This window comes from Pseudomonas sp. DWRC2-2 (genome assembly GCF_049897885.1).
GTDB lineage: Bacteria > Pseudomonadota > Gammaproteobacteria > Pseudomonadales > Pseudomonadaceae > Aquipseudomonas > Aquipseudomonas azotoformans_A.
Genome location: NZ_JAFCXD010000001.1, coordinates 1,394,185 through 1,406,532, shown reverse-complemented (window position 1 = coordinate 1,406,532; position 12,348 = coordinate 1,394,185). Strand labels below are relative to the sequence as shown.

Below are 12,348 nucleotides of genomic sequence, written 5' to 3'. Positions count from 1 at the left end.
GGGATCTTACGTAAATATCAGCAAGAACCTGCAACCCGTCGCCCGCTCAAGAAACACAGCGTTCCGCCCACCGCCGTCAACCCGGCCAGCGCATAAAACATCGTGGTCGGCGGTGAGTTGATCAATAGATAGCCACAAATCACCGGGCTCAGCGCGCCGCCGAAGGCCGCCAGGTTCTGTGCGCCGTAGTAACTGCCCCGCAGCGACTCGGGGGCGAGGGTGTCGATAAACAGGAACTCGGATGGGAAGATAATCATCTCGCCCAACGTAAACACGAACATCGCCACACACCACGACAGCAGGCTGTTTGCCTGGCTGAAGCCGATCAGGCCACCGATGAACAGCGCAGTGCCCAGCAGGATCCAGTAGCGCAATTGCTCGCGCTTGAGGAAGCGGCCGATCTGGTATTGCAGCAACATCACGGTAATGGCGTTACAGGCTAGGACTGCGGAAAGAATCTTCAGCGCATCATCCGGGTTGTGGATCACCAACAGAAATTGCGACAGGTACAAGGTGTAGCGGCCATGCACGATGGTGCTCAACAGGCTGCCGCCGGTGAACAGCACCAGGCTGCGGTCGTTGCGCAGGGTCTTGAGGGTGCTGAGAAAACTCAAGGGTTTGCTGCTTTCATCACGCTGGGTGGGCGGGATGCCGATCATCAGGAACACGCTGATAAACGCGATGGCGCTGGACAGCATGAATGGCAGCAGCGGCATTTGCCCGGCAATCACCACGCCGACCATAGGGCCCGTGGCATAGCCGATATTGGTGAGGGTGTAGCGCAGGGAAAACACCTTGGCGCGCTGCTCAACCGGCAGGTTTTCGCTGATGATCGCTTTGGAGCCGATCAGGAACAGCGCCGATGCCGACTCGGTAATCACCAGCGTCAAAGTGGTGAGGTAGAGGTTGGTGGCAAAGGTCAGCAACAGAAAACCAATGGAACTGGAGAGCATCGCCAGGATCAGCAATTTGCGCTTTTCCATGCGGTCGATGACGTAGCCGCCATACAAACCCATCAAGGTGGCGGTGAATACCGCGATGCCCATCAGCAAGCCGATGTCCTGCTGGTCGAGGCCTAGGCGTCGGCTCAGCAGCAAGGTCATCAAGGGACTGGTCATGGCCCGGCTGATGACGATGGTCAGCGAGCAAATCATCAGGCGGCGGATTACCAGGGAGTAGGTGGCCACGGCGGGGCGAGTGTCCTTATTGTTTTTCCAACGCAACACACATCAAATGGGGGAGCAGGCAAGCCAACTCCCCCATTTAGATTGGGTTACTGGCCGGAGTTGATGGTGATCTTCTCTACAGCACCTTGCTCCAGATCCCACTTCTTCAGGATCTTGCCGTACGTGCCATCATCGATCATGCCCTGCAACGCTTCACTGATCGCGGTGACCAGTTCAGTGTTGCTCTTCTCGATCCCAAGCCCGGTGAACTGCTTGGAAATCGCCAGACCCACCGGCTTGTACTTGCCCTTATCCAACGACATCAAATAAGGAATGGTCTCGCTGCCCTGCATCGCCGCATCCAACCGGTTCTGCTGCAACTGCGCCCGCGCGTCCGCCGAACCTTCAGTGCCGATCACCACGATCGCCGGCTTACCTGCCGCTTCGCAGTTTTCCTTGCTCCACGCGGCGATTTCCGACGGCCAGGTGGTACGGCGGCTGGTGCCGACTTTTTTACCGCACAGGTCAGTCAATGCCTTGAGGTCTTCACGCTTGGCCAGGGTGTACAGCTGCGGGCCGCTGGTGAAGTAGTCGATGAAGGTCACGGACTTCTGGCGTTCGGCGGTGTCGGTCATGCCCGACAGTACGATGTCCACGCGCTTGGTGGTCAGGCCGCTGAGCATCTGCTCGAAGCCGGTTTCCTGCCACTTGATCTTCACGCCCAGGCGCTCGGCCAGGGCGTTGCCGAGGTCGAAGTCCAGGCCGGTGATCTTGTTGGTGGCCGGGTCCTTGAAATCCATCGGCGGATAGTTCGGCACGATGGCCGCGCTGATCTCACCCTTGTCCTTGATTGCCGCCGGCAGCGCCGCGAAAACAGCGGAGGAGGCCATCAGGCCTGCGAGCAACGTTGGGATAAACAATTTTTTCATGGGGGCGTTCTCGTTTGTTTTTTAGTTAAGTGCGAACGGCAGAAATAAAGCTTTGGGTACGTGGGTTTTGTGGGCTTATTAGAATTTCTTCGGGGCTGCCGGCTTCCACAATCTGACCGGCATCCATGAACACCATGCGGTTGGACACTTCACGGGCGAAGCCCAACTCATGGGTGACCACGATCATGGTCATGCCGGTGGTGGCCAGGTCGCGCATCACCGACAGCACTTCGCCTACCAGCTCCGGGTCGAGGGCTGACGTGGGTTCGTCAAACAGCATCAATTTGGGGCGCATGGCCAACGCGCGGGCAATCGCCACACGTTGCTGCTGGCCGCCGGACAACTCCACCGGGTAAGCATTGCGCTTGTCCGCCAGGCCGACGCGGGCCAGCAGTTCCAGCGCATCTTCGATGGCTTCCTTGGGCGAGCGCTTGAGCACCTGGCAGGGGCCTTCGATGATGTTCTGCAAAACGGTCATATGCGGGAACAAATTGAAGCGCTGGAACACCATGCCGGTGGCCAGGCGCTGGCGGGCGATCTGTGATTCATTCATCTCATGCAGTTTGTTGCCGACGACGCGGTAACCCACCAGTTCGCCGTCGACCCACAGGCCACCCTTGTCGATTTTTTCCAGCTGGTTGACGCAACGCAGCAGGGTGCTTTTACCGGAACCCGACGGGCCGATGATGCACATCACTTCGCCTTGCTCGACCTCGATATTGATGTCGCGCAGCGCGTGATACTGGTCGTAATACTTGTTCAGGTTGACGGCCTTGACGATGCTTCTCATGGGGCAAATCTCCTCAACCCAGGCTTACGAACGCTTGCCGGCGCCGCGGGCAAAACGACGCTCGAGGCGGCTTTGACCAAATGAAAGAACAGTCACCACTGCCAGGTACCAGATGCCGGCCACAATCAGCAGCTCCATGACCCGCGCGTTGGCGTAGTAGATGTTTTGCGCGTTGTGCAGCAGCTCCGAGTACTGGATCACGCTGGCCAGGCTGGTCATTTTCACCATGCTGATGAACTCGTTGCCTACAGGCGGAATGATCACGCGCATCGCCTGCGGAAGAATGATCCTACGCAGCGCCTGAAGGCTTGGCATGCCGATGGACTTGGCGGCTTCGTATTGGCCGGTGTCCACCGACAGCAAACCCGCGCGCACCACCTCGGCGGTGTAGGCGCCCTGGTTGATACTCAAGCCGAGCAGGGCGGCCACGAATGGCGTCATCAGGTCGACGGTGTCGATACTGAACAGGCCGGGAATCGCGATCACCGGGAAGATCAACGCCAGGTTGAACCACAGCAGCAGTTGCAGGATCAGCGGCGTGCCGCGGAACAGCCAGGTGTAGGTGATGGCCACGTAACGCAGGATCGGGTTGGCCGACATGCGCATGATCGCCGTGATCACCCCGATCACCACGCCCAACGCCATTGCCAGAATCGACATGACGATGGTGTTCACCAGGCCCCAGAGGATGGCCTCAGACGTGAGGAACTGCCCGATGTAGGACCATTCGATCTGGCCGTTGGCGAATGCACGCAACAGCGCGGCCAACACGATCACGATCACGGTGGCAAAAAACATCCGCCCGTAATAGCGACGCGGCACGTGTTCGTACTGCGTAATATCGAACTGGTTCTCGGACAACTTGCGCTCGGCTTCCAAGCGCTCTGCCGGGGTTTGGTTCATGGTGAATCTCCAAAAAAAGCGACTACCGCTGCACTCGGTCCAACTGTTAAAACCCGATCCAATGTGGGAACTGGCTTGCCTGCGAAAGCGCCCGGCCAGACACCTCATCACCCACAGGCTTAAATGCGAAATCCCTGGTAACTCTCGGCCCACGTCTGCTGTTCGGCCAATGCCACTTTCAACCGCCCAATCTGCTCCCGAACCCGATCCGGCGCCGTCCCACCCCAACCACTGCGGGCTGCAATCGCCGCTTCCAATGTCAGGCAGTCGCGCACCTCAGGCGTCAACCGAGCATCCACCTCGGCCAACATCGCCGGCGAGGCTTCCCACAACTCAATCTCATGCTTCTCACAGGCCTGCACCAATGCGCCGGTAATCTCATGCGCCTCTTTGAACGGCACACCACGGGTGGCCAACCAATCGGCCACTTCCGTCGCCAATGTAAAGCCCATCGGCGCCTGACGCCGCAGTTCTTCCACCTGCACCTTCATGGTCGCGACCATTCCAGCCATTGCCGGCAACACCAGCAGCAAGGTATCCACACTGTCCAACACGCTGTGCTTGTCTTCACTCAAATCGCGGTTGTACGACAGTGGCAGCGACTTGAGCGTCGACATCAATCCCGTCAGGTTGCCAATCAACCGCCCCGCCTTGCCTCGCGCCAGTTCAGCGATATCCGGATTCTTTTTCTGCGGCATGATCGAACTGCCCGTAGCGTAGGCATCATCCAATACCACCCAGCGAAACTGCCGTGACGACCACAGGCAAAACTCTTCGGACAAGCGCGAAATATTCACCCCGAGCATGCCCGCGACAAACAGGAATTCCGCCACGTGGTCACGGCTGGCGACCGCGTCAATGGAGTTTTCGCACGGCCCGGTGTAGCCCATTTCCTTGGCGGAATGTTCCGGCTGACGGGCAATCGCAGAACCAGCCATCGCGGCAGCGCCCAAGGGCGACAAGGCCGTGCGCGCATCCCAATCCACAAGACGTTGCACATCCCTCAACATTGACTGCGCGTGAGCCAGCAAGTGATGAGCAAACACAATCGGTTGCGCTTGCTGTAAATGGGTAAAGCCGGGGCAGATGCTCTCGATATGCTGCTCAGCCTGTTCCACCAACGCCTGCTGCAAACCCAGCACCTCGGTGGTGATGGTGCGCGCATGGTCGCGTAGGAAAAGGCGCAGGTCATTGGCGGTCTGGTCGTTACGCGAACGCCCGGCGCGCAACTTGCCGCCCAGGGCGCCGAGCCGCTCGGTCAATACGCGCTCGATGAAGGTGTGTACGTCCTCGTCATCCAGGGTTGGATGCAGGTTGCCGGCAGCGAAATCTGCGCCAATACCGTCCAGGGCCTCTAGGGTGCGCAGGGTTTCCGACTCGTCCAGTAAACCGGCGCGCTGCAACTCACGGGCATGGGCACGCGAGCCGGCCAGGTCGTAGGGCGTCAGGCGGAAATAGCGCTCAGGGCAACGGGACAATGCGGCCAATGCAGCAGACGGACCGGTCTTGAAACGAGCGCCCCAAAGGCGGTCGGTGGGCTGGGACATGGGTATTCCTCACGCTTGTTTTTAGAAGAGTCGGAGGCAGTAAAAATAAGTTTTCAACTAGACTGAACCGGCGTCTGACGCGCCGTATTCAAGGTTGCCAAGGGCGGATGTTTATGTTCATTATCGCCGCCTGGCTATGTTCAAGGATTGGGTTGAAGCCTGTTGAATATGGCACTTGAGGTCAACGCGTATTATGGAAACCCCACTTTCCACTTCTGGAAACCTGCCGCCAAAACCCGGCTCAAGACCGCCCCTGCAACTGAGCGGCCTGGACTTCAAATTGCTGCGCGTGTTCATGGCCGTGGTCGAAGCGGGCGGCTTCAGTGCCGCGCAAAACGAGCTGAACGTGGGCCTGGCGGCGATCAGCAAACAGATCTCCGACCTGGAAATCCGCATCGGCATGCGCCTGTGTACACGGGGGCGGGAAGGGTTCGGGTTGACCGAAGAAGGCAAGCTGGTATATCAAGCCTCCATCGAATTATTTACCTCGGTGGACAGTTTTCGCGACAAGCTTAGTTCGGCGCAAAACGAGCTTATTGGTGACCTTAGTGTCGGCGTTATTGATAACACCGTGTCCGACGTTAATTCCCCGCTGATTACCGCGTTGGGGACATTACATAGCGAATCCCCCAAGATTAGATTGCGCCTACATGCCTCGCAATTGGACGAAGTTGAACGCGGCGTGGTGGAAGGGCGGCTGATTGTCGGTATCGTGCCGGTGTACCAGCGCCGCGAAGAATTCGACTATTTCCCGCTGTATGAAGAAAAGGCCCACGCTTACTGTGCTGTAGGACATCCGCTGTTCAACGCGAGTGACATCACACCGGAACTGCTGCGCCAGTACGAAGTGGTGAACCACCGGTATGCGATCCACCGCGACAAGGCCAACTTCGTCAACTACGACAGCCAGTCCGCCTCGGCCTCACAGGTCGAAGCCGTCGCGATCCTGATCCTTACTGGGCGTTTCCTCGGCTTCTTGCCCGAACACTACGCCATGCCCTTGGTGAGAGAAGGGCGCCTGCGCGCACTGTGCCCGGAGCAGATTCACCTCAGCACCGCCTTCAACCTCATCCTGCGCCACAACGCTCCCAGAAGCCCGATGGTAAAAGCCTTCGCCACAGCGCTGGGCGTGGACCTCAAGGCCACTGTCTGATCAACTTGTGGTTAGCGGGCTTGCCCCGCGCTGGGCTGCGCAGCAGTGCCAATAAAAACGCCGCATGCTGTCGGACAGAATGCGGCGTTTGGTTTTAGGGCCGCTACGGGCCCCAGCGCGGGGCAAGCCCGCTAACCACAATGGTCAGCGCAGCGCTTTCACCCGCTTCTTCTTCGCATGAAAATGCCGAAAATGCGCATCCTGCGCCGCTGCCAACAACTCCCGATCCCCACGCGTATCGCCCCAAGCCCGCAGCCGATACTCGCCCAAATCCCCATACACCGCCTCAAGCCGCAGCACCTTGTTCTCACAGCGGCAGTTGTTCCCGGTGAGCTTGCCGGTCAGCACTCCATCCACCACCTCAAGCTCAGTCCCGATCAACTTGATCCCGAGCCGATTGGCAAACGGCTGCAACACCAACGCCGGCGACGCCGAACACAGCGTGACCTCCGCCCCGGAGCCCAACTCCTGCTCAACCGACAACACCCCCGTCGGCCGCATCAGCCGCGCCCAGGTCTTCTGGCAATACTCCTCGGCCTTCTGCTGCACCCACGCCTTCTCCACCCCGGTCATAAAGGTGCGGATCAATTGCGCCTTCAACTCATCCCGGCTGATCTGCCGCACCAAAAAGCGCAGCCCCGGCACCGCCAGCTTGACCATCCGGCCATAGAACTCGCCAGGGCCAAAGGCAAACTTGAGGAAGGGCACGAAACTGTCGTGGTGGGTCAGGGTGCCGTCGAAGTCAAAGACGGAAAGTACTTTGGCGTCAGCGGGGCCGGCTTCGAGCATGTCTGGGGTCACGGGTTGGCCTCGGTCCTATCTGGTATTTTTTGAGTGTGCATCAGGTGTGACAGCGGGAGTTTACTCCCGTGCCAATCTTCCGACTTTGGCGTAAAGCCACCTCGGTGAAGGCATCCCGATCACTACGCTGATGTCAATTGGGGCACAAGGCTACAGCATTGGTGATGCGATCCGAACCCTTTGGGGCGAGGTGGTCAGCTTGATATGCTTCAAGAAGTGGCCATTCACCGGGCATAAAAAAGCCCTGAACGTGTCAGGGCTTAATGGGGTTGATGAGCTCCGGAATCAATCCCAGCTCAGCGCGCCGCCAGTCTGGTACTCGATCACACGGGTCTCGAAGAAGTTTTTCTCTTTCTTCAAGTCCATGATCTCGCTCATCCACGGGAACGGGTTGGTGGTACCTGGATACTCTTCCTTCAAGCCAATCTGCGACAGACGACGGTTAGCGATGAACTTGAGGTAGTCCTCCATCATCGCCGCGTTCATCCCCAGCACGCCACGCGGCATGGTATCGCGCGCATATTCGATCTCCAGCTGAGTCCCTTGCAGGATCATCTGGGTCGCTTCTTCCTTCATCTCCGCATCCCACAGATGTGGGTTTTCGATTTTGATCTGGTTGATCACGTCGATACCGAAGTTCAGGTGCATCGACTCGTCACGCAGGATGTACTGGAACTGCTCGGCGACGCCGGTCATTTTGTTGCGACGGCCCATGGACAGGATCTGGGTGAAGCCGCAGTAGAAGAAGATGCCTTCCAGCACGCAGTAGTAGGCGACCAGGTTGCGCAGCAGCTCTTTGTCGGTTTCGACGGTGCCGGTTTCGAACTTCGGATCGGAGATCGAACGGGTGTACTTCAGGCCCCAGGCAGCCTTTTTGGCGACCGATGGGATCTCATGGTACATGTTGAAGATCTCGCCTTCATCCATGGCCAACGATTCGATGCAGTACTGGTAGGCGTGGGTGTGGATCGCCTCTTCGAAGGCCTGGCGCAGGATGTACTGGCGGCACTCCGGGTTGGTGATCAGGCGGTACACGGCCAGCACCAGGTTGTTGGCCACCAGGGAGTCGGCGGTGGAGAAAAAGCCCAGGTTGCGCATGACGATACGACGCTCGTCGTCGGTCAGGCCTTCGGGGTTTTTCCATAGGGCGATGTCGGCGGTCATGTTGACCTCTTGCGGCATCCAGTGGTTGGCGCAGCCGTCGAGGTACTTCTGCCAGGCCCAGTCGTACTTGAAGGGTACGAGTTGGTTGAGGTCGGCACGGCAGTTGATCATGCGTTTTTCGTCAACGGCGACGCGGGCGGCGGAGCCTTCCAGCTCGGCGAGGCCTTCGGCGACGTCGAGTTTGTCGAGGGCGGCTTTGGCGCGCACGATGGCGGCGGAGTCACTGGCGGTGACGGCGCGGGCTTCGATGGCGGCGGCGGCGCCAGCACCGTCGAGGCGATCCATGTTGGCTTCGGTGGCGTGGCCGGCGTTGGCGCCTTTGGTGGCTACTTCGCCTTCTTCTTCTTTGTCGAATTCGTCCCAGCTCAGCATGACGTGTCGTCTCCTGCGTGAGGGCTCAAAGGTGCCCGTGTGAAACCGGATGGTTGGGTGTTCACACGGCCCTGAGGCCGCGGTGGATCTTAAGGAATCGTTTGTTGCAGCTAGCGCACGCATTAAACGGAATAGGGTTACGGGTGGTCTGCGTGAGGCTTGAGGTGCGGAGCGGTAGGTGCTTGCTCCCGCGGGAGGCCTCAGGTCTGGCTCTTCATCCCAGTGTAAAGGGATATTGCAGGCCCGATTTACCCGCGCATTATAGGGAAAAAATCGACTTTGTGTTGTGGCGGATGGTCACGGATCGCAGACAAAAAGCCTGCTTTTCAAGCCAGGACGCGGGTTTGCTGGGGTTGGCCGGAGGGACGAGCGGCGGGATTTTTTTCGAGGGGGCACAGCGAGGTGAGGAGGAGGCGGGTTCTTTGCCGCAAGAACGATTTCTTGCGGCGAATAAGATCAGGTTCAGATCGAACGCTTCAGGTTATTACCCGTTAGAGCAACCATTGCCCATCACGTGGTAATTAAGAATATGACGCTGACCTTGTGAGTCTTCATATTCCATCTTCACCGGTACAACTTCGCAGACTTCCGGAATACTACTCATGGACAATACTTTGGCCACATCCAAGTGGGTGCTGTAAGTGTAGTCCTCGACGATCGGGGTGTTGCGGCTAGCTACGTCAGTCGGGGCTTCGTCGGCCAGGGCGGCGGTGGCGCACAAGCTGCTGAGGGCCATAACTACTAAAGCTTTCATTTCTCTATTTACCTTATTCAGGGCGAGTGGGGTCACGGGGTCCTTGTGAGGCCGCGTGTGTAACTTAAAAGTTGGGAAGTTCGGATTAACGTTGCCTTCGTGGGGGCTGTTGCGTTGTTAATCGCTGCTGTGTTAACCACAGTGTCGTGTTGACGGAAGTGATTTTAGGCCCCTGGGTTATATTCATATACCCGTACTTTTGATAAACACTATTGGCGGTTTTTGTAACAATCCCGTGGTAAAGCTTTTTTAACAAAGCGGCCAAGCGCCGCAGCCCGCGGGCTAGAGGTGCACAAGGGGATATCAGGGCAATTTGTAGGGGCTTGTTACTACCATCGTCGAATGGTTCTATAGGTCGGCCCCGGCTACAACAGGGCCATACAAAAACAACTATGTCACCGAGGTAAGAAAGATGAGTGCGGCTTCCCTGTACCCCGTTCGCCCCGAAGTAGCAGCCAACACGCTGACCGACGAGGCGACCTACAAGGCCATGTACCAGCAGTCGGTGGTCAACCCCGATGGCTTCTGGCGCGAGCAAGCCAAGCGCCTTGACTGGATCAAGCCTTTCACCACGGTGAAGCAGACCTCGTTCGACGATCACCATGTCGACATCAAGTGGTTCGCCGATGGCACCCTGAACGTTTCCTACAACTGCCTGGACCGTCACCTCGCCGAGCGCGGTGACCAGGCCGCCATCATCTGGGAGGGCGATGACCCTGCCGAGAGCCGCACCATCACCTACCGTGAGCTGCATGAAGAAGTCTGCAAGTTCGCCAACGCCCTGCGCGGCCAGGATGTGCATCGCGGCGACGTGGTGACTATCTATATGCCGATGATCCCCGAAGCTGTGGTCGCCATGCTGGCGTGTACCCGCATCGGTGCGATCCATTCCGTGGTGTTTGGCGGTTTCTCGCCGGAAGCCCTGGCCGGTCGCATCATCGACTGTAAGTCGAAGGTGGTAATCACCGCTGACGAAGGTATCCGCGCCGGTAAGAAGATTCCGCTGAAGGCCAACGTCGACGACGCCCTGACCAACCCGGAAACCAGCAGCATCCAGAAGGTCATCGTCTGCAAGCGCACCAATGGCAACATCAAGTGGAACCAGCATCGCGACATCTGGTACGAAGACCTGATGAAAGTCGCGGGCACTGTGTGTGCGCCAAAAGAGATGGGCGCCGAAGAAGCGCTGTTCATCCTCTACACCTCGGGTTCCACCGGCAAGCCCAAGGGCGTGCAGCACACCACCGGCGGCTACCTGCTGTATGCGTCCCTGACCCATGAGCGCGTGTTCGACTACCGCCCAGGCGAAATCTACTGGTGCACCGCCGACGTCGGCTGGGTCACCGGCCACACGTATATTGTCTACGGGCCGCTGGCCAATGGCGCGACCACGCTGCTGTTCGAAGGCGTGCCGAACTACCCGGATATCACGCGGGTGGCGAAGATCGTCGACAAGCACAAGGTCAATATCCTCTACACCGCACCGACTGCAATCCGCGCCATGATGGCATCCGGCACCGCTGCGTGCGAAGGCGCAGACGGCAGCAGCTTGCGTCTGCTCGGTTCGGTGGGTGAGCCGATCAACCCGGAAGCGTGGGACTGGTACTACAAGAACGTCGGCCAATCCCGTTGCCCGATTGTCGACACCTGGTGGCAGACCGAAACCGGCGGCAACATGATGAGCCCGCTGCCGGGCGCCCATGCGCTCAAGCCGGGTTCGGCGGCACGGCCATTCTTCGGCGTGGTGCCGGCGCTGGTGGATAACCTGGGCAACCTGATCGAAGGCGCTGCCGAAGGCAACCTGGTGATCCTCGATTCGTGGCCAGGCCAGGCACGTACGTTGTACGGCGACCATGACCGCTTCGTCGACACCTACTTCAAGACCTTCCGTGGCATGTACTTCACCGGTGACGGTGCGCGTCGTGACGAAGACGGTTACTACTGGATCACCGGCCGCGTGGACGACGTGTTGAACGTGTCCGGCCACCGCATGGGCACTGCCGAAATCGAAAGCGCCATGGTTGCCCACCCGAAAGTCGCCGAGGCTGCCGTCGTCGGTGTGCCCCACGACATCAAGGGCCAGGGCATCTATGTGTATGTCACCCTCAAGAACGGCGAAGAGCCCAACGAAGCCCTGCGCCTGGAGCTGAAAAACTGGGTGCGCAAGGAGATCGGACCGATCGCTTCGCCGGACGTGATCCAGTGGGCACCGGGCTTGCCGAAGACGCGGTCGGGGAAAATCATGCGCCGTATCCTGCGCAAGATTGCCACGGCCGAGTACGACGGGCTGGGGGATATCTCCACCCTGGCGGATCCGGGCGTGGTCGCGCATTTGATTGAGACGCACAAGACCATGAACGTCGCGTAAGGCGCGATAGTCAGATAAAGCCCCATTTGGCGTAGGCCGGGTGGGGTTTTTTGTGTTCAGGACAGGCTGTTGTGGTGAGTGATATCTGATCGGAGGCCAATAAATATCGGTTTCTCTCGTAGGAGGTTTCTGAATGTTACCGTCGAACGCAAATGTGTAACCCGTCGCCCAAACATGAGGCAAAGTGCTACGCCCATGCCCCGAAAAACCGCGTTTTAGACACGCCGCTAAATAAGATTAAACGCCAGACTTGCCGTGCTAGAAGGGTTTGCGAATAATAGGCCCGCAATTTGCAGCGTCTACAGGTTTAATGTCTTTTGTCTCTGCATAAAAAACAGAGGCTGTCAATGAGCTGGAACCGCTTTCTCGGTGCTTCTGTAAATTGTTGTCGCATTGAGGAA

At 58.5% G+C, this 12,348-nt stretch carries 10 protein-coding genes; 2 read left to right on the top strand and 8 right to left on the bottom strand.

Annotated elements, in window-relative coordinates; all coding sequences use genetic code 11:
* Positions 1 to 17: 17 nt before the first annotated feature.
* The 5 genes from ACP7EW_RS06865 to argH form a co-directional block, all read right to left on the bottom strand.
* Positions 18 to 1,187, bottom strand: coding sequence for an MFS transporter (locus ACP7EW_RS06865; protein ID WP_426216066.1), 1,170 nt, complete (start codon positions 1,185 to 1,187; stop codon positions 18 to 20).
* Between the two features lie 86 nt (positions 1,188 to 1,273).
* Positions 1,274 to 2,095, bottom strand: coding sequence for an ABC transporter substrate-binding protein (locus tag ACP7EW_RS06860; protein WP_426216064.1), 822 nt, complete (start codon positions 2,093 to 2,095; stop codon positions 1,274 to 1,276).
* Between the two features lie 25 nt (positions 2,096 to 2,120).
* Positions 2,121 to 2,885, bottom strand: coding sequence for an amino acid ABC transporter ATP-binding protein (locus tag ACP7EW_RS06855; protein ID WP_010208290.1), 765 nt, complete (start codon positions 2,883 to 2,885; stop codon positions 2,121 to 2,123).
* 24 nt (positions 2,886 to 2,909) lie between these two features.
* Positions 2,910 to 3,788 carry an amino acid ABC transporter permease gene (locus ACP7EW_RS06850; protein ID WP_314534478.1) on the bottom strand — a complete coding sequence of 293 codons (879 nt, stop codon included), beginning with the start codon at positions 3,786 to 3,788 and terminating at the stop codon, positions 2,910 to 2,912.
* Positions 3,789 to 3,907: 119 nt separating this feature from the next.
* Positions 3,908 to 5,335, bottom strand: coding sequence for an argininosuccinate lyase (argH, locus tag ACP7EW_RS06845; protein WP_426216062.1), 1,428 nt, complete (start codon positions 5,333 to 5,335; stop codon positions 3,908 to 3,910).
* Between the two features lie 193 nt (positions 5,336 to 5,528).
* Between argH and ACP7EW_RS06840 the strand changes: the two genes are divergently transcribed.
* Positions 5,529 to 6,488 (top strand): LysR family transcriptional regulator, encoded by a 960-nt coding sequence (locus ACP7EW_RS06840; RefSeq protein WP_426216060.1) that lies wholly within the window; start codon positions 5,529 to 5,531, stop codon positions 6,486 to 6,488.
* 144 nt (positions 6,489 to 6,632) lie between these two features.
* Here the strand turns inward: ACP7EW_RS06840 and ACP7EW_RS06835 are convergent, their stop codons facing one another.
* The 3 genes from ACP7EW_RS06835 to ACP7EW_RS06825 all read right to left on the bottom strand — a co-directional run bounded on the left by ACP7EW_RS06835 (position 6,633) and on the right by ACP7EW_RS06825 (position 9,579).
* Positions 6,633 to 7,277, bottom strand: coding sequence for an HAD-IB family hydrolase (locus ACP7EW_RS06835; RefSeq protein ID WP_426216058.1), 645 nt, complete (start codon positions 7,275 to 7,277; stop codon positions 6,633 to 6,635).
* A 297-nt stretch (positions 7,278 to 7,574) separates the two neighbouring features.
* Entirely contained in the window at positions 7,575 to 8,825 is a 1,251-nt protein-coding gene (locus ACP7EW_RS06830; protein WP_005790649.1) for a ribonucleotide-diphosphate reductase subunit beta, read from the bottom strand.
* Between the two features lie 484 nt (positions 8,826 to 9,309).
* Positions 9,310 to 9,579 carry a DUF2790 domain-containing protein gene (locus tag ACP7EW_RS06825; protein WP_124528183.1) on the bottom strand — a complete coding sequence of 90 codons (270 nt, stop codon included), beginning with the start codon at positions 9,577 to 9,579 and terminating at the stop codon, positions 9,310 to 9,312.
* A gap of 412 nt (positions 9,580 to 9,991) precedes the next feature.
* On the opposite strand from ACP7EW_RS06825, the gene acs reads away from it, so the two are divergent.
* A complete protein-coding gene (gene acs / locus ACP7EW_RS06820) occupies positions 9,992 to 11,947 on the top strand; it encodes an acetate--CoA ligase (RefSeq protein ID WP_033902234.1) in 1,956 nt (651 codons plus the stop codon).
* Positions 11,948 to 12,348: the final 401 nt, after the last annotated feature.

Coding starts and splice junctions, on each gene's coding strand:
- ACP7EW_RS06855 (WP_010208290.1), bottom strand. CDS start 2,885: ATGAGAAGCATCGTCAAGGCCGTCAACCTGAACAAGTATTACGACCAG.
- ACP7EW_RS06825 (WP_124528183.1), bottom strand. CDS start 9,579: ATGAAAGCTTTAGTAGTTATGGCCCTCAGCAGCTTGTGCGCCACCGCC.
- ACP7EW_RS06830 (WP_005790649.1), bottom strand. CDS start 8,825: ATGCTGAGCTGGGACGAATTCGACAAAGAAGAAGAAGGCGAAGTAGCC.
- ACP7EW_RS06860 (WP_426216064.1), bottom strand. CDS start 2,095: ATGAAAAAATTGTTTATCCCAACGTTGCTCGCAGGCCTGATGGCCTCC.
- argH (WP_426216062.1), bottom strand. CDS start 5,335: ATGTCCCAGCCCACCGACCGCCTTTGGGGCGCTCGTTTCAAGACCGGT.
- ACP7EW_RS06850 (WP_314534478.1), bottom strand. CDS start 3,788: ATGAACCAAACCCCGGCAGAGCGCTTGGAAGCCGAGCGCAAGTTGTCC.
- acs (WP_033902234.1), top strand. CDS start 9,992: ATGAGTGCGGCTTCCCTGTACCCCGTTCGCCCCGAAGTAGCAGCCAAC.
- ACP7EW_RS06840 (WP_426216060.1), top strand. CDS start 5,529: ATGGAAACCCCACTTTCCACTTCTGGAAACCTGCCGCCAAAACCCGGC.
- ACP7EW_RS06835 (WP_426216058.1), bottom strand. CDS start 7,277: ATGCTCGAAGCCGGCCCCGCTGACGCCAAAGTACTTTCCGTCTTTGAC.